This is a genomic window from Sphaerisporangium sp. NPDC051011, from assembly GCF_040653595.1.
Taxonomy (GTDB): domain Bacteria; phylum Actinomycetota; class Actinomycetes; order Streptosporangiales; family Streptosporangiaceae; genus Sphaerisporangium.
The window spans coordinates 84,808-101,710 of record NZ_JBFAGG010000004.1; the positions used below are offsets into that span (position 1 = coordinate 84,808).

The 16,903-nt window shown below is 70.8% G+C and carries 14 protein-coding genes and 1 pseudogene; 6 read left to right on the forward strand and 9 right to left on the reverse strand.

Translation table 11 applies throughout. The annotated features are described in order from the left end of the window. The first annotated feature begins 168 nt into the window (after nt 1–168). Nucleotides 169–1,005 carry a helix-turn-helix transcriptional regulator gene (locus tag AB0H21_RS10740; RefSeq protein WP_358514404.1) on the forward strand — a complete coding sequence of 279 codons (837 nt, stop codon included), beginning with the start codon at nt 169–171 and terminating at the stop codon, nt 1,003–1,005. Next, on the forward strand, nt 981–1,208 hold the full coding sequence (locus tag AB0H21_RS10745; protein ID WP_358514406.1) for a DUF397 domain-containing protein: 228 nt from the start codon (nt 981–983) through the stop codon (nt 1,206–1,208). The genes AB0H21_RS10740 and AB0H21_RS10745 overlap by 25 nt, the downstream gene beginning before the upstream one ends. 182 nt (nt 1,209–1,390) lie before the next feature. Here AB0H21_RS10745 and AB0H21_RS10750 read toward each other — a convergent pair whose 3' ends face one another. The 4 genes and pseudogenes from AB0H21_RS10750 to AB0H21_RS10765 form a co-directional block, all read right to left on the reverse strand. Next, nucleotides 1,391–2,536 (reverse strand): UDP-N-acetylglucosamine--N-acetylmuramyl-(pentapeptide) pyrophosphoryl-undecaprenol N-acetylglucosamine transferase, encoded by a 1,146-nt coding sequence (locus AB0H21_RS10750; protein WP_358515401.1) that lies wholly within the window; start codon nt 2,534–2,536, stop codon nt 1,391–1,393. Nucleotides 2,537–3,267: 731 nt separating this feature from the next. Beyond that, nucleotides 3,268–3,474 (reverse strand): annotated as a pseudogene (locus tag AB0H21_RS10755) (DUF6461 domain-containing protein); the annotation flags it as partial. 100 nt (nt 3,475–3,574) lie between these two features. Further along, the gene (locus tag AB0H21_RS10760; protein WP_358514408.1) at nt 3,575–4,795 is read right to left on the reverse strand and encodes a substrate-binding domain-containing protein; all 1,221 of its coding nucleotides are present in this window, start codon (nt 4,793–4,795) and stop codon (nt 3,575–3,577) included. Nucleotides 4,796–5,376: 581 nt separating this feature from the next. Then, a complete protein-coding gene (locus tag AB0H21_RS10765) occupies nt 5,377–5,991 on the reverse strand; it encodes a TetR/AcrR family transcriptional regulator (RefSeq protein ID WP_358514410.1) in 615 nt (204 codons plus the stop codon). A 133-nt stretch (nt 5,992–6,124) separates the two neighbouring features. Between AB0H21_RS10765 and AB0H21_RS10770 the strand changes: the two genes are divergently transcribed. Then, the gene (locus AB0H21_RS10770; protein ID WP_358514412.1) at nt 6,125–6,418 is read left to right on the forward strand and encodes a hypothetical protein; all 294 of its coding nucleotides are present in this window, start codon (nt 6,125–6,127) and stop codon (nt 6,416–6,418) included. A gap of 279 nt (nt 6,419–6,697) precedes the next feature. On the opposite strand, the gene AB0H21_RS10775 is transcribed toward AB0H21_RS10770, so the two are convergent. Further along, a complete protein-coding gene (locus AB0H21_RS10775; RefSeq protein WP_358514414.1) occupies nt 6,698–8,224 on the reverse strand; it encodes an acyltransferase in 1,527 nt (508 codons plus the stop codon). Between the two features lie 595 nt (nt 8,225–8,819). On the opposite strand from AB0H21_RS10775, the gene AB0H21_RS10780 reads away from it, so the two are divergent. The 3 genes from AB0H21_RS10780 (at nt 8,820) to AB0H21_RS10790 (ending at nt 11,457) form a co-directional block, all read left to right on the forward strand. After that, nucleotides 8,820–9,515, forward strand: a complete 696-nt coding sequence (locus tag AB0H21_RS10780; RefSeq protein WP_358514416.1) for a fasciclin domain-containing protein — start codon at nt 8,820–8,822, stop codon at nt 9,513–9,515. Nucleotides 9,516–10,005: 490 nt separating this feature from the next. Next, complete coding sequence (locus AB0H21_RS10785) at nt 10,006–10,743, forward strand: DUF899 domain-containing protein (protein WP_358514418.1); 738 nt, start codon at nt 10,006–10,008, stop codon at nt 10,741–10,743. Nucleotides 10,744–10,893: 150 nt separating this feature from the next. Then, nucleotides 10,894–11,457 (forward strand): fasciclin domain-containing protein, encoded by a 564-nt coding sequence (locus tag AB0H21_RS10790; protein WP_358514420.1) that lies wholly within the window; start codon nt 10,894–10,896, stop codon nt 11,455–11,457. Nucleotides 11,458–11,583: 126 nt separating this feature from the next. On the opposite strand, the gene AB0H21_RS10795 is transcribed toward AB0H21_RS10790, so the two are convergent. From AB0H21_RS10795 to AB0H21_RS10810, 4 genes are all read right to left on the reverse strand, one after another. Then, on the reverse strand, nt 11,584–12,399 hold the full coding sequence (locus tag AB0H21_RS10795) for a Clp protease N-terminal domain-containing protein (RefSeq protein WP_358514422.1): 816 nt from the start codon (nt 12,397–12,399) through the stop codon (nt 11,584–11,586). A gap of 111 nt (nt 12,400–12,510) precedes the next feature. Then, nucleotides 12,511–13,800, reverse strand: coding sequence for a M20/M25/M40 family metallo-hydrolase (locus AB0H21_RS10800; protein ID WP_358514424.1), 1,290 nt, complete (start codon nt 13,798–13,800; stop codon nt 12,511–12,513). Continuing rightward, on the reverse strand, nt 13,797–15,677 hold the full coding sequence (locus AB0H21_RS10805; protein ID WP_358514426.1) for a prolyl oligopeptidase family serine peptidase: 1,881 nt from the start codon (nt 15,675–15,677) through the stop codon (nt 13,797–13,799). The genes AB0H21_RS10800 and AB0H21_RS10805 overlap by 4 nt, the downstream gene beginning before the upstream one ends. Further along, nucleotides 15,674–16,831: a C39 family peptidase gene (locus AB0H21_RS10810; protein ID WP_358514428.1), complete on the reverse strand. Its 1,158-nt coding sequence runs from the start codon at nt 16,829–16,831 to the stop codon at nt 15,674–15,676. The genes AB0H21_RS10805 and AB0H21_RS10810 overlap by 4 nt, the downstream gene beginning before the upstream one ends. Nucleotides 16,832–16,903: the final 72 nt, after the last annotated feature.

Consider the following 16,903-nt stretch of genomic DNA (forward strand, 5'->3'; position numbering starts at 1 on the left):
GTGGACATGTGTGCAGCGCCCCTGCGCTTCTAGAGTGCCTGTGAGTGGCTTGAAGTAAGGGCGGTATCGCTGGACAATAGGGCCACAAATAGCTCCACTGTTGGGGGTGGATTGTCATAAATCTGTCAGTGGCCGTCAGTGAAAGGGACGAGATGAACATGGACGAACATGGCGAATACGTTTGATCCCCGACTAACGCCGCTCCAGCGATTCGGCAGGGAACTGGCCCGTGCCCGCAAAGAGGTGGATCTGACTCAGGTCGCGCTCGGTAAACGCCTGGGGTGCTCGTCGTCGCTGGTGGCACACATCGAGATCGGCGACAGGACTCCTAAGCCAGACCTGGCGGCCCGGTGTGATGAAGTGTTCGGAACGGGTGACCTCTTCCGCCGCCTCTGCCGCTCGGTCACTTCTCCGTCCAGCGGTCCTGGCTGGTTCATCGAGTGGGCCGACGAGATCGAACCCCGCGCCCGCATCCTGCGCAGCTGGGATCCGCTGCTCATTCCCGGCCTGCTTCAGACCGAGAGCTACGCGCGAGCCGTCTTCCGAGGTGGCCGCGCGGCCCCAGAGGTGGAGATCCAGGAGCGGGTGACGACCCGCATGCGGCGCAAGCTGATTCTCGAACGCGACAATCCGCCGGAATTGTGGGTTCTGATCGAGGAGTCGGTCCTCAACCGTCCCATCGGAGGCGCGGCGGTGATGGCCGAACAGCTCGACTACCTGGTGGACATCGCCGACCGCTCCGCCGTGAGAGTTCAGATCGTCCCTTTCGACAGTCCGTGTACGGACGGGTTGTTGTCGAGCTTCACGATCGCGGAATTGCCGGACGCGCCGACGGCCGTGTCCATAGAGTCTGCGGGGACAGGTGAGGTATCCGCCGCGCATGAACTTGTGGCCGCGGTCTGGGGGCAATATGACAGGATACGAGCAGAGGCGTACCGCCCTGGTCCATCCCTCCAAATGATTAAGGAAGTAAGAGACCAATGGCAGCGGAAGCAAGAGACCTGAATCTGGACCTCTCCAAGGCCGCATGGGTGAAGAGCTCGCGCAGCGGCAACACCGGAGGCAACTGCGTTGAGGTGGCGTCGAATCTTCGAGAAGTGGTCGGAGTCAGGGACAGCAAGAACCTCGCGGGACCGGTACTCGTCGTCTCTCCGGGCGAGTGGTCGACGTTCGTGAACGCAGTCAAGGCCGGAGGGCTAGGCATCTAGGTCGGCCCTTCGGCCCGCCGCACACCGTGACCAGCCGTAAGAGGAGAGCCCTCGCCATGAACGAGGGCTCTCCTCTATTCCGCGCCAGGCGAACTCCGGCTGGCCGCTCAACGACTTCACCCGGGAACAGGCCGGGTGCCGCAACGCCGACGCTGCGCGATCAGGGGACCGAGGGGCGTGTTCTAGCGGCGCGCGGCGGACAGGACGACGTCGGCGAGTCTTTCGGCCGCGTCGGGACGGCCCTGCGCCCGGGCACGGTCGGCCATGGCGGCGCGTCGGCGGGGGTCGGCCAGTAGCGGGGCCGCGGCGTCCTGCAATGCCGCAGCGGACACCTCGTCAAGCAGGGCCGTCGCCGCGCCCGCCTCGACCAGGTACCGCGCGTTGTGCGCCTGCTCGTCACCGGCGGAGGAAGCCAGGGGAACGAACACCGCGGGCTTACCGAGCGCAGTCAGCTCCGCGATCGTCCCGGCGCCGCTGCGAGAGATCACCACGTCGGCCAAGGCGAGGACGTCGGGGAGTTCGGGTCCGACGTAGCCGGTGAGCAGGTACCTGGCCGCCAGAGCGGCCGGGAGCGCGGTGGCGCGGCCGCGCATTTCTTCCTCGTTGGCAAGGCCACATTGGTGGACGACGTTCGCCCGGGACAGCAGCCATGGCAGGATGCCGCTCACCAGGTTGTTGATCTGCAGCGAGCCCTGCGACCCGCCGGTGACGTACACCGTGGGCAACGCCGGGTCGAAGCCGTACAGCCCGAGCGCCTGTACCGCCTTGTCCGGGGAGCCGTGCAGGATCTCGGGCCGGATCGGGTTGCCGGTGACAACGGTGGCCGCCTGAACCGACTCGGGCAGGAGCGGCACGGTCGACGCCGACGATACCGCGACCCGGGCCGCGACCCGCGCGAGCACACGGTTGGCCAGGCCGAGCCGTACGGTCTGCTCGTGCACCACCAAAGGACGGCGGCACAGCGCGGCCCCTAGACCCACCGGGATGGCGACGTAGCCGCCGGTCGCCAGCACCACATCGGGCCGGTAGTCGGCGACGAGCGAGCGGGCTTGGGCGACGCCGAGGGGGACGCGGCCCATGTCGGCGATGTTGGCCGGTGACAGCAGGCCGAGGGGATTGCTGGAACGGCGGATCTTGCCGGTGGCGACCTCGGCGAACGGAATGCCCTCGGCGGCCGCGACACGGGCTTCTAGACCGGCCGCCGTCCCGATCCACAGAACCTCCAGCTTCCCGCCGGTGGCCGCCAGCCGGGCCTGGAGCGTGCGGACCGCGGTGAGCGCGGGGTAGGTGTGGCCCCCCGTCCCGCCTCCCGTCACGATCAGGCGCATGGGCCGTTGCGGGGCTCGCGGGGAAGGGACGACGGCGTCGCTGTTCACGGCGCGGCTCTCAATCTGGTCATGTGGACGGCGGCCGGTTCCGCCTCGATGGCTCGAACACGTGTTCAGCTCCACGGTAGCCCAATCCCTGCCCTGGATCCGTCGGATGCCGTCTCCGGCTGTCGGGGCCGGCTACATCGACGCCGGCAGACTAATGAACCCGGTGCCCTCGGCAAGGTCGTCATCGAGCCCTGACCCGCCCTTGTCCGTGGGCAACGGATCCGGCTCGATTTCGGACATGACCTTGTCGAGGTCACCAGCTCCCGCTCGCCCCCCGTGGTCATACTCGGCGCTCCCGGGAATATGGTCGGCGAAGACCTTGCTGACCAGGCCGATTCAGAAGGCGGTGACGTCCTGCCCCGCGAAGGCGACCACGGATCGGAATGGAGTCATATTCACCAGCATGTATCGGGCCATGCGCACCGCGCAACCGGTTTGGTCCTGCCAAAACGTGGCATTCCTGTCGTCACCCGCATATCACAGCATTCGCTGTCACCCGCCCCGGTATCCGCTTGGTGAGCTGCCTTCCATGGCAGTCAGAAGAAATACGTTCTGGCCGTTTTCATCGCGGTGTCGGCGCTTACCGCGGGCCTCGGCTCCGCGGCGCCGGTGGCGGCGCAGGAGGAACCGGCGCTCACCGCACGGGCGGGGGACCGATCCCGGGGCGAAGGCGAACAGCCCGCTCACGGATCCACGATGGGTCCTACGAGCATCGGGCGGCCGAGCATGTCCGGCGTGAACGGCACCCCGGTGACCTTCGCCGCCAGGGCGAAGCCCCTTGGCACGGCGGTGTAGTAGTTGTCGTCCCAGGCGGCGTCCCACGTGGCCTCCGGCTTGTCCAGCCCCATGCCCAGCTCCCGCATGAAGCCGTTGAGCCGGTCAGGGGCGGAGCCGTAACGAGAGCGTCAAGACGGCAGAACCGGGCCGGGCTCGCTGGGAGCCCGGCCCGGAATGGGTGCCGCTGTTGAGGGTGCCTAAACGGTGACTACGTCAGTTCACGTCGAACGTGACGCACTTGTTGCCGGACGGGTTGACCTTCACGAAGCCGTTGGAGGTGATGACCTGGTCGATCGCCACGCCCCAGTTACGGTCGACGTTGGCGTTGTCCTGGCCCGGGTTCGGGTCGCCGACCGGCCTGCTGTGCAGGGCGTTCGGCTTGCAGATCCAGCCGGCCTCGCCCACGTAGCCCTGGATCCACGCCGGGCCGCTGCGGCGGTAGGCGTTGAACAGGGTGCGGTTGAACTGGTAGGTGCCGTTCTGGATGGTGGTGGCGGTCGGAGCCACGCTGTTCACGCTGATCAGCGCGGTGGGGGCGGCGGCGGTGGTGCAGTTGGCCTCACCGGTGGTGTACTTGCCGAAGGACAGGGCCCAGATCGAGCGCTGACGGTCGACGGCGGGCAGGGTGTTGATCGGGGTGCAGTTGTTCTCGAACAGGACCTGGCCGCCGGTGGCCGCGACACAGGTGTTCGGGTCGCCGCCGAGGAAGCCCTGCCACGTCGAGTAGGTGCCGGAGCTGGTCTGGATGCCGTTCACGCGGATGGCCGCGTTGCCGCCGCCGAACTCGTTCCAGTTGTGGTTGCAGGTGCCGATGGTCCCGGGGGGGCTGCCGGCGGGGGGAGTGCCGAGGAAGATCTGCTTGAGCTGGTCCAGCGTCAGGTTGCCCACGCCGTTAGAGGGGCCGCCGGTCCACCGCGGGATGGTCACGGCGTCCTTGGCCCAGCCGACGTAGCGCAGCTTGTCGTTGGGGTCGTTCTTGCACTCGCTGGGAGCGCTGGCCGGCGCCGAGGAGGAACGGGCATAGGCGTAGACCCCGGTGCCCGCCAGGCCGTCGTTCTCCTGGCACAGCACGCGCAGACCGGCCGAGGAGCCCTGCGGGAACATCTCGGCGGCGACCTCGTGGTCGTAGTTCTCCGTCAGCACGGTGGTGGCCGTGTCGGGACCGCAGGTGAACTGCGGCAGCGCCGGCGGGACGATCAGGTTGCAGCCCGGCGACTCGTTGAACAGGTCGTCCATGTCCTGCATGGCGAAGTAGGTCGTGTCCGACCCGACGCCTGTCATGACGAAGTTGAACTTGCCGTCAGCGAAGTCGGGGAGCGCCGCCGACGCCGGGAGCGTGAAGACGCTCGCGGAGGCGAACACGGCCGCGACGGCGGCGACGCGCTTGGCCATGCCGCGGAATCGGCTCTTCTTTTCGTGAATTTCGGTGGACATGAATCCTCGATCCTCTGGGGGTGGGGAGCATTCGTCGGTCTGCCCCTGAGCAGGGGCGGGGGCGTCGCGACACCACTGGCATCATCAGTTGGCTTCCGCTTTTCGCCAACTAACTGGAAATGTCAGGAGTGAGAATCAGAGGTGAGCAAGGTGGAGATTCCAGGATCTCCTGCGTGATTCCGCCTAACTGGGAATGTCAGGAGTGAGAACCCGAGGTGAGCAAGATGGTGTTCCAGGACTTCCTGCGTGGTTCCGCGATTTCGCAATTTCGGTTTGTCATATAAGTATTTAATGGACGCGCCGTCGGCACTTTCTCCCCGGGGAGTGCCATGCCATGCAGGGGAGGGGGCGGGGTGGCACGGGGTGGCCACGAGGGGTTCGGAGGACTGGAGGAGGTAGGCGACGAGGCGGCCGTCGCCGCCTTGGTGGAATCGGCGGTGATGCCGTCGTTGGCCATGAGGACGAGCCCCGAAGCGGCCTTTGTGAGGAGGGTCCAGTTCAGCCGTGACGGACGGTCGTTCCGGGCGTTCCGGCGACCATGGCCGCCGGTGAAAGTTCCACCGTCCAGGCAGGCGGGACGTTCAGCGGCACAGGCCGCGTTCGGCGGTCGTGATCAGTGTCGTCGCGGTCTCTTCGATGGGCAGGCTGCGGCCGGTGTACAGCAGGTCGAAGCTGTCGAAACCGGTCAGCAGCCACAGCACATCGGTGGCCTGCTCAAGGGTGACGTCCGGGCGCAGCGCCTCCTGCTCGGCCAGGCGCCGCGCCAGGTGGGCCATTCCGGCCGCGCGCCCCTGCTCCATCCGCCGCACCGCGCCGCCGACCGCGGCCGCGTCGAGCAGCGCCATCGACGCCAGCACGCGCAGCACGTCCCGATGGGCCGCGTACATCTCGACGATTCCCCGGATGCCGCCGCGCAGGCCCTGGCGGGCGTCGGAATGGGCGGACGCCTGGAGCATGCGGTCGAAACCGCCGCGCTCCAGCAGATCCGCGCCGACCGCGTCGAACAGCCCGGCGCGCGAGCCGAAGACCAGGTAGACGGTGGGGCGCGCGACCCGCGCCATGCGCGCGATGCGGTCGATGCTGACCGATTCCGAAGGCGCCTCGCGTAGTCGCTCGTAGACCGCGTCCAGAATGCGGCGCCGGGTCTCCTGCGCGGTCTCGGCCCGCAGGCGCTGCTCGTACTTCCGGGTGGCCATGCCCATCATCCTAGCCTTCGCTTGACAGAGCGTATTTTGAAATACAAGCTGTCATGCGAAATCGGGCGGCATGATCCCGCACCGCACGGGACGGGGCGTCGCGTCGGCCGCCATCGAACGTGAGGAGACGTCGATGCAGGTGATGATCAGTTGCAAGATCAAGCCGGAGCAGGTGGAGCGCAATGTGGAATTGCTCCGCGAGGTGTACGAGGAGATGCGCACACTCGGGCCGGCCGGTCTGCGGTATGCGAGCTTCCAGCTCGACGACGAGGTGACCTTCGTGTCCTTCGCCGAGATGGACGACGGCCCCGAGGTGCTCCGGGGCCTGGAGGCTTTCCAGCGCTACCGCGCCACGCTGGACGAGCGGTGCGAGGAGCCTCCCGCGATGACCGTCCTGCGCGAGGTCGGCTCCTACGGCTTCCGCTGACACGGCCCGGTCCTCGGCTTGCGGGCCGGGCGTCCTCCGGCGCGGATGCAGCTCGGGACGATGGCCCCCGGCCGCCCGGCGGCACTCGCGGCCGAGTCGTGGACCGACGCGGCTCTGGCCCGGCTGCGGTCGCGCATCCGGCTCTGACCCGCGACGCTCCGCGTCCCTGCCCGTCACGCGGACCATGTGACGGCCCGGTGGCGGCCCGGCGTCAGGACAGTTGCCGGAGGTGGATGCGCCGGCCGTCGTGGTCGAGGGTGGTGAGAGGCGGCTCGGGGCTTACGAGGACGAATCGGCCGTCTCGGGTCGGCGGGCCCGGTGGCGGCGCCGGAGCAGGGCCAGCAGGGACGCGCCCGCCAGGTACACGGCGAGGGCGGCCGGGGGCAGGCCGGTCGGCCCGTGATAGGCGGGCCCGGCCATGGCGATGGCGAGAAGGGCGGCGACCACGGCGGCCGCACCGAGGACGGTCAGCGCGGCGGTCACCGACCCCCGCGCGCCACGTGAAGCGGTGGCAACCGGCCCCCGCGTGCCCGGGGAGGCGGCGGTAACCGGTCCCCGCGTGCCGGGTGCGGTAACCGGCCTCCGCATGCCGGGGGAGGCGGTGGCGGGTGGTTCCACGCGTCGCTCGGCGCGGCCGAACACCGCGACCAGCGCCGCAAGGATCACGCCCAGGCACAGCAGCCAGGGGATCCGGAGCAGCACCCAGGCGAGCGACCCCGCGGCCGGCTGGGGCATCACGTCCGTCCCGTACAGGGCCAGGGCGCCGATGATCAGGGCGGTCATGTGCCAGAGGAACAGTGTCATGATGACCGAGTTCACCCCGACCACCGCCGTCCACGGGCCTGGCCGCCGCAGCCACCGGTTCCCCGCGTCCCGCAGCCACAACGCGACCCCCGTCTGCGCGGTCGCGAGGGCGAGCAGGGCGAGGGTGGGCGGCGCGGTGTTCTGTACCGCTTCGCCGGGGAATCCGACCATGCTGACCGGGTAGGGCCCGGCCACCGTCAGCGCGGCCAGGGCGCCCAGGCCGAGCACCGCCAGCGGCACGGCGACCCGGGGCCTGGCGGGCAGGCGCCCGTCCTGCCAGGCGAAGCCGAGCTGGTGGACGGCCAGCCACGCCAGCAGATAGTTCGCCTGGCCCACGTACGGGACGTCGAGGCCGAGCCGCGCCAGGTCGCATACGCCGACGAGCGCCGCGAGGACGACCGGGACGGCCAGGCCCGCGCGCCGGTGCAGCGCGTACATGGGAGGGGTGAGCACGACCACGGCGATGTAGACGACCAGGAACCACAGCGGGATCGTGGCCAGCCACACCGCGAGGCCGATCAGGGACGGGCCGACGCCCGCGAGCCGCGCCGCCAGTGCCACCGCCGCGAGCGCGCACAGCAGCATGGTGGTGGGGCCGGTGAGCCGGGCCGTCCTGCCGAGCACCCAGGCGGCCGGGGCGCCGCCGCGCCGCAGGTGGGACCTCAGGGACGCGGCGTTGGCGTACCCGCCGACCAGGAAGAACAGGGGCATGACCTGGAACACCCACGTCAGCGGGCGCGTCCAGGGTACGGTCTCCAGCACGGCGCGCCCGGAGAACCCTCCGGGGCCGTGGGTGATCGAGACGACCAGCCAGTGACCGGTGACGACGGCCGTGATCGCGAGGGCCCGGACGAGGTCGACGTAGCGATCACGCCGCGCGGGCGTCCGCTCGGCCGCCCGCCGTATCCGCGCGACCGCCGACCCGCCCGCCATCCACGTCCACCACGCCACCCGCCGTGTTCCCGGGGTCGCGCGGGGTTCCTCGGTGCCGCCCTCTGCCATGGCCGGACATCCCCTTCCGCTCCCTTAACGTCCTATCAAGCGAGCTCCGGGCGGCTGAACGGCGCAGATACTCAACTCCACCTGGTGTCCGATACCGGGTTCGGGCAGGGCGAACGTACCTGATCCTTCCGACCCGCCCCCACCGGCCGGCGCGGTCTCCTGACACCCGCGCGGAGATCGCCTCCACCACGGGTGTGAAGACGCCCGCCCCCACGCCTCCACTCGGCCCTGTCATCCACCGGGGGGTTCGTGGGGTTTCTTGTGGGTGTCTGTGCCTGGGAGGAGGTTTGGCTAGGGGGAGGGGGTGGTGATGGGGGAGGTTTGGGGGGTTGTGGTGCTTGGCATGGGGGGCGGGGGCGGCCGCGCGGCGATAATTGAAGGGTCGCCCGCGGGCCGGGGCTCCGTTCGCGGAGGAGCGTCCGGGACCGCCTGGTCGTGCGACGGTGAGATCGTGGCCGTCGTCCGCGAGCACCGGGCGGCACCGTCGTCCGCGAGCGCCGGGCGGCACTTTCCTGCGGCCGGTCGGCCGTGTGCCGACCCCTGCCTGACGGCCGCCCTCAAGCGCGAGAATCGCGTGGAACAGGGGGACAGGCATATGCGCACTCGTCTTCTCGCCCTCCCGATCGTGGCGGCTCTGTCGCTGGCGACCGTCACCACGGCGGCGCGCGGCTCCGTCCAGGACCTTTCGCCCCGGTACGACCGAGGCACGCTCACGCCGACATCCGCCTGGGGACCGGTCGCACCGGCGTCCGTCGGGGGCCTGGTCACCCCCGACTCCGTGCAGGCGTCTCGGCTCTCGTCCGTCCGAGGGGCGATGGCCGCGCCGGTGGGGCCGGCGTGCAAATCGCTGCCCTCGTCGGGACGGGGGAGCCTCGCCGACCTCGGGAGGCTCCGGGTCGACACGGCGGCGGCGCACCTGCCGGACCTGTCGACGTTCCATTCGGCCCTCGTGGCGGCCGGGCTGACGAGCAAGCTGAACTCGGCCAAGGACATCACCGTGTTCGCGCCGACCAACGAGGCGTTCGACAAGCTCGGCAAGCGGAAGCTCAACAAGCTCGAGAAGGACAAGGCCGCGCTGACCAAGATCCTCACCTACCACGTCGTCCAGGGGCGTAAGACGCCTGCGGACCTCAAGAAGGGCAACTTCACGACGCTGGAAGGCGGCAAGCTCACCACCAAGGGGTCCGGCGGCAAGATCAAGGTCGAGGGCGCCAAGGTCCTCTGCGGCGACATCCCGACCCGCAACGCCAACCTCTACCTGATCGACTCGGTCCTCACACCCAAGGGCTGACCGGCGCGGGCCGGAAAGCGGCGGGGCGCCTCGGCGGAGGAGCAGGTCGATCACGCCGGTGGTGCCCTCGCCGCCCTGGCCGCCGGCCAGGCGGCGCTCCATGAGGGTCCTGAACGGGGTCAGCAGCTCGGCGCTGACCCCCTGCTCCTCGGCCGTGCGCAGCCACCCGATGCCGCGGTCGGCGGCGGGATCGAGCGCCGCGATTCGTCGTGCCGGCGAACCGGGTCTGAACCGGGTCCAAGGGGCCGGTGAATGAGGGGAAAGCGTCGAATGGCATGGCGGCCGTGGATATCGGAAACGCGGCAGGAATGCGGGTGATTAATTCGCGACGACGGCCGAGTTCGGCTACCGGATAAACCCGGGATTCGTCAACCCCAGAGCGCCCGGCGCGCTTTCTGGGGTCGTTTGGCAGTCCGCGCGCGGGTACGCGAGCATGACGTACGTCGGTATGACGCCGGGGGCCGTTCGCTTCGGATCACAAGGAGGACCGGTGGAAACACCGTCGATCGTGTCGCGCGACGAGTGGCTGGCCGCTCGCAAGGAGCTGCTGGCGAAAGAGAAGGAGGCGACCCGCGCGCGTGACGCGGTCACCGCCCAGCGGCGCGCGCTGCCCATGGTCGAGGTCGACAAGGACTACGTGTTCGAGGGCCCCGACGGCAAGGCCCGCCTCATCGACATGTTCGAGGGGCGCCGCCAGCTCATGACCTACCACTTCATGTGGATGCACGACAGCGACGTCGGCTGCACGAGCTGCTCGTTCCTGGTCGACAACGTGGGTGACATCCGGCACCTGAACAGCGCCGACACCACGCTGGCGCTGGTCTCCCGCGCCCCGATCGCGAACATCGAGCGGTTCCGGCAGCGCATGGGGTGGACGCTGCCGTTCTACTCCTCGCACGACAACGACTTCAACTACGACTTCCACGTCACCGCGGACGAGGACATCGTCGCGCCCTCCCAGTACAACTACATGGACAAGGCGACGCTGGAGTCCAAGGGCATCGGCTTCTTCGTCGGCAAGGGCCAGGACGCCCACGGGCTGAGCGTCTTCCTGCGCGACGGCAACCGCGTCTTCCACACGTACTCGACGTACGGGCGCGGGCCGGACCTGCTGCTGACGACGTACAACTACCTGGACCTGACGCCGCTCGGCCGGCAGCGGTACGTCAACGAGTTCCCGCACCACGACACCTACGAGACCGGCGCCCCGGCCGAGCACTGCCACTGAGGCCGGATAAGGATCTCCCCCTGCCTGCCCGCGCATTCCGTCCGGGCAGGCGGCGATGGGGGACGTTTGTCGCAGGTCTTCCCTGGCATGGGCGCCGGGGGCGGGCGCTCGGCGATAATTGAGAGGGTCGCCGACGCAAAGGGGACCGGCATGCGAATCCGACTTTCCGCCCTTCCGGCAGTGGCCGCCCTGTCGTTCACGGTTCTCACCTCCGGCGCCGCCGCGCACGCCGCCCCGTCGCCCTCGCCGGTGGGGTCCGGATGCGGGTCGTTGCCGAAGTCCGGCCCCGGCAGTCTCTCCGAGGTCGCGAAAGAGCCGCTGGCCACCGCCGTCTCGCACATTCCGGAGCTGTCCACGCTGGTCGCCGCCGTGAGGAAGGCCGGGCTGGAGGACGCCGCGAACTCGGCCAAGGACATCACGGTCTTCGCGCCGACCAACGAGGCCTTCGCGAAGATCCCCAAGGACCAGCTCGACAAGATCGTCGGGGACAAGCGGGCGCTGGCCAGGCTGCTCGGCTACCACATCGTCGAGGGACGCAAGTCGCCCGCCGACTTCAAGAGCGGCGGCTTCACCACGCTGGAGGGCAGCAGGGTGACCACGAGCGTCTCCGGCGACACCTACAAGGCCGACGGCGCCGGCGTCCTCTGCGGCAACGTCCAGACCCGCAACGCGACCCTCTACATCATCGACGCGGTGCTCAAGCCCCGCGGGTGACGAGCGGCAGCAGGACCAGCAGCCAGAAGGCCGCGACGGCCGCCGTCGCGAGCGCGACCCGGAGGGGGCGGGCTCGCCGTGCTCCCGCCGGTCGCGAGGCGGCGGTCGCGTCAGGGGCCGGCGGCCTCACCCGCGTGCCGCGCCGAGGTCGCGCTCCAGCCGTTCGATGCGCGCGACCAGCGGCTGGATCTGCTCCCGGACCGCCGCGGCCAGCGCCCGCGCGGGGTCCGCGGCGGCGGACTGGGCGCGCAGGTGGACGTACCCGGCCAGGGCCGCCGACACGGCGCGGCGCGTCAGCCGGGGCTCGGCGCCGAGGGCCCGGAGCACCTGCCCGGCGGCGCCGTCCGGTTCGGTGACCAGTCCGAGCAGCAGGTGCTCGCAGCCCACGTAGTTGTGCCCGAGCGAGGTGGCCTCGGTCACCGCCAGCTCCAGCGCACCCGCCGCGGGCGTGCTGAAGTGCTGTGGTGCGCTCTCCCCGGAGCCGGAGCCGGAGCCGGAGCCGGAGCCGGAGCCGGAGCCGGTGCCGGTGCCAGTGCCGGAGCGAGTGCCGATGCCGGAGCCCGCCTCGGCCTCGGTGTGCCGTTCCAGGTCGCGCAGGATGTCCGCGGGCTCGATCTCGACGGCTCGCAGCACGTGCAGCGCCAGGTTGGTCCCCTCGGCGACCATGCCGGCGAGCAGGTCCCCGGTGCCGACGTTCGGCGACCCGGCGGCCCGCGCCCGGTCGATGGCCAGCTTGATCACGGCCCGGGTGCGCGCGGTGAACAGCGGCAGCCGTTCGGTCAGGTCGTCGGCCGACAGCTCACCGAGGGCGGTCTGCCGGATGGCGGTGACCCGGCGCACGGCCTGTTCCAGGGCCCGCTGGCAGATCGCGGACACCGGGACCCCGGCGTCCTTGACGGCCTCCGCCAGCTCGTCGGGCAGGTACACGTTGATCTTCGGCATGAGGGAACCTCTCCCGGGCATGGGGTTATCACAGGGTTACCTCATACTTATACCTCCAATGGGGGTAGGCGCGCCAGTGCTCCTACCCCCATTGGTGAAAGCCCTCGAAACTCAGGCGGCCGGCGAGGTCAGCAGCCGGTCCAGGACGCGGACGCCGAACTCCAGGCCGGCCACCGGGACGCGCTCGTCCACGCCGTGGAACATCCCGAAGTAGTCCAGCGTGGGGTCCAGCAGCAGCGGCGCGAAGCCGTACCCCCGGATGCCGATCTTGGCGAAGGACTTGGCGTCGGTGCCCCCGGTCATGACGTACGGAACCGGGCGGCCGGTCGGGTCCTCGGCGAGCAGGGCCGCGCACAGCTCGTCGAACAGTCCCGACGTCGGCGAGGCCACACCGTCGTCGAAGCTGACGAACTCGCGGGTGATCTTCGGCCCGAGCAGCTTGTCCACCGTCTCCAGGAACTCGTCCCGGAAGCCCGGCAGGAACCGCCCGTCCACGTGGCCCTCGGCCGTGCCGGGGATGACGTTGACCTTGTACCCGGCATCCAGCATCGTCGGGTTGGCCGAGTTGCGGATCACGCCCTTGAACAGCGTGCCCGCCCTGCCGAGCCGCTCGACCTCCTCGTCCAGCCGGTCCAGGTCGATCGTCGTCCCGAGCGCCCGGCCGAGCCTGTCGATGAGCTCGGCCACGGCGGGCGTCAGCCGTACGGGCCAGCGGTGGTCGGCCAGCCGCGCCAGCGCCCGGCACAGCTCGGCGACCGGGTTGTCCACCGGCGGCTTGGACCCGTGCCCGGCCACGCCGTGCGCCGTCACCTTCATCCACGCGGTGCCCCGCTCGCCCACCGCGACGGGGTAGACGCGGGCGTCGCCGGAGCCGGCCTGGACGCTGAAGCCGCCGGACTCGCTGATGGCCTCGGTGCAGCCCTCGAACAGGTCGCGGTGGCGGGTCACGGCGTAGCCCGCGCCGTACTCGCCGGTGGCCTCCTCGTCGGCGAGGAACGCCAGCACGATGTCCCGCTTCGGCCGCCGCCCGGTGCGCGCCCATTCGCGCACCAGCGCCAGCGTCATGGACAGCGTGCCCTTCATGTCCACCGCGCCGCGCCCGTTGACGCACCCGTCCTCGACCTCACCCGAGAAAGGGTGCAGCCTCCACTCGGACGGGTCGGCGGGGACGACGTCCAGATGGCCGTGGACGAGCAGCGCCTCGGGGTCGTCCCCCGGGACGCGGGCCACCACGCTCGTGCGGCGGGGCGCCGACTCGAAGACGACGGGCTCGACGCCCGCCTCCGAGAGCAGCCCCGCGACGTACTCGGCCGCCACGCGCTCTCCCGAGCCGTCCGGCGTGCCGTCGTTGGTCGTGTCCATCTTGAGCAGGTCCGAGCAGATGCTCGCTACCTCTTTCACTTTGGTCCTTTCAACGTCAACGGCGGCACCTCGGGGGTGGGGAAGCCGAAGATGAGCCCGTAGAACGCGAGCTCGGCCTCAAGCGCCGCGACGATGGTTTCCTCTCGTCTCCAGCCGTGCTGTTCCCCGGGGAACGTCAGGTACGCCCACCGGCCGCCGTGCGCATCCAACGCGGCGACGAACCGCTCGGCCTGCCCGGGGTCGACGATGGCGTCCTCCAGGCCATGCATCATAAGCGCGGGCCCGGACGCCTGGTGGGCGTGCAGGGTGGGGGAGCGGTCCAGGTAGCGCTGCCGGGTCTCGGGCAGCGGGCCGATCAGGCCGTCCAGGTACCGGGACTCGAAGTCGTGGGTCTCCCGCGCCCACCCCTCGGGGTCGGTGATCGCGTAGTGGGCGACGCAGCCGCGGAACACGTCGCTGTGCACGAGCGCGGCGACCGACGTCCAGCCGCCCGCGCTGCCCCCGCGGATGGCGACGCGCTCGGGGTCGGCGAGCCCGGCCTCGATCAGCCCCCGGGCGACGGTCTCGCTGTCGCGGACGTCCACGATGCCCCAGTTGTGGCGCAGCCGCTCCCGGTACTCCCGGCCGTACCCGGTCGAGCCGCCGTAGTTGACGTCGGCGACGCCGATGCCCCTGCTGGTGAAGTAGGCGATCTCCAGGTCGAACACCAGCGGGCTGACGCCGGTCGGCCCGCCGTGCACGAACATCACATACGGGGAGGGGACGCCGTCCCGCGCGCCCCGCGGCGGGTAGACGTGCGCGTGCACGCCGCCGAACTCCATGGGCAGCGGCACGGGCAGCACCTCGGGGCCGGGAAGCTCCTTGGCGGGGGACAGCACCTCGCACGCCCCGCTCGCCAGGTCCACCCGGACCACCTCGAACGGCTTGTACGGCGTCGCCGCCACGCCCACCACACGCGCGCCGTCCGGCGAGGCCGAGATGGTGGGCGCCCAGTAGGTGTACTCCTCCGCGACGTCCCTCATCTCCCCGGTCTCGGGGTCGAGCACCCCGAGCCGCTTGCCGTCGGCCGTGCCGTACGCGGCGACGATCCTGTCCCCGGCGAGGGCGAACCAGCGGTAGCCGAGCTTCCAGGCCGCGTCGCCGAACTCCTGCGGGATGGGGGTGAGGTTGCGCGGCTCGCCGCCGTCCACCGGCACCAGGTGGATGTTCCACCAGCCGGTCGGGTCGGTGACCGCGTACAGCGCGTCGTCGTCGCGCCACTCGAACTGCGCCACGGCCTCCTCGGGCCCGCCCGCGACGACGCGGTACGCCCCGGCGGTACCGTCGTCGCGCAGGGGGGCCACGCACAGGAAGGTGCCGTCCCAGGGCATGTTGGGGTGGTCGTAGCCGATCCAGGCGACCTGCCGCCCGTTCGGGGACACGCGGGGGTTGAACAGGAAGTGCTGCGCCGTCGCGACCACCCGGACCGGGCCGCCGCCGAGCGGCACCGCCACGAGGTCGCGCCGGTCCTCGGTCTCGCGCACGCACCACACCTCGTCGGCGGGGTCACCGGGGACGATCAGGTCCGCGTACCGCGACGGCCCCTTCGGAGTGAGCGGCACGGGCTCCCCGCCGGGGTCGAGGCGGTACAGCCGCTGGTCGTCCCAGTGCGTGAACACCAGCCCGCCCCCGGGCAGCGCCCGCCAGGACCGGCCGCCGTACTCGATCACCCGGTTGCGCGCGTTCCAGCCCGGCGGCAGCACGTCGCTCACCCGCCCGTCCGGGGTGCGCCGCACCACGCACCGGCGCCCGCCCTCGGCCGGGCGCGGCTCGTCCCACCAGACCTCCTCCCCGCCCGGGGCGGGCACGATGTCGGCCCAGAACGGGCGGTCGTCCACGCGTGCGACGTCGGCTGCAGTGATGGGAGACTCGATCACCAGGTGCCCTCTGAGGATGCGAACGGAAACGGAAGCGGGACATCAAGCGGGTGGATGACATGGACGATTCCCCCGCTACCGGCCGCGCGTAACCAGACGTGCTCGAACGCGGCCCGCGGATAGGTTCTCTTGACCGTGTCGTCGGACGGCGCCGCCGGATCGTTGGCGATCACGTCGCCTTCGGGGGTGAACCCGGTGACCACCATCAGGTGGCCGCCCGTGGAGTACCCCGCCCCGGGCAGTTCGCGATCCTTGAACGACTGCGAGGTGATCACCGGGACGCCGGCGCGGATGAAGCGTTCCAGTTCGGCCAGCGAGCGCAGCCGGGTGACGAACCCGTCCATCCCGTACCGCCCGGCGTACGCCACCGCGAACGGCCAGTTCCCCGTGCCCTGGTAGCTGTGGTCGTACATGTCGCGGGCGGCGTGGTCCACGGCCGGGCACGGGTCGGCGGGGTCGACGAAGGCCAGCTCGCCCGGGTCCGGCCCGGCCCCCCAGTACCGCAGCACCATGGTCACCGAGGCGGGGCTGCACCAGGAGTCCCCGCCGCCGCCCCACTCGGGGTAGTGGCCGGCGTGGAGCCACTGCGAGCGCGGCGGCACGTCCAGCTCGGCGCCGCGGGCCTCGCCGGGCGCGCTGACCGGCACCCCGGCCCGCGGGGGCGGCGCCGAGGCCATCACCCCGGCCGCGCGCACCCGCGCGCCCGCGCCGTACAGGGTGATCCGCAGCCGGTAGGCGATGACGGGACGGGCCGCGACGAAGGTGTCGACCGCGACGTCGCCGTCCTCGTCGCCCTGGCCGGGCAGCGAGGTGCGGTGGATGTCGTCGGCGCCCTCAGCCCAGCGGCCCATGTCGTACCACTTGGTCAGCCCGCCGGTCACCGTGCGCGCCCGCAGCTCGACGCGCAGCCACGAGCCCTTGGGCGCCGCCGCCGTCCAGGAGGGCACCAGCTCGGTGGCGGGGAAGCCGATCTCGCGCTCCTCGGAGGTCCACCGCGCGTACGGCCAGGTGGTGGTCTCGCCGCCGAACGGGTCGAGGTAGCCGGTCACGCCGCTCTCCGAGGGGACCACGGCGGTCCACCGGTGGAGGGTTACGCGGCTGAGTCCGGCGGGCGATGGGGTGACCACCTTGCCGATTGTGGTTTCGGGGATCATCGGGCACATCGGATGGTTTACGTATCGCCGCCCAGCCCGCGCGGGCGGGCCCGGCCGCGGCGTGCCCGCGGG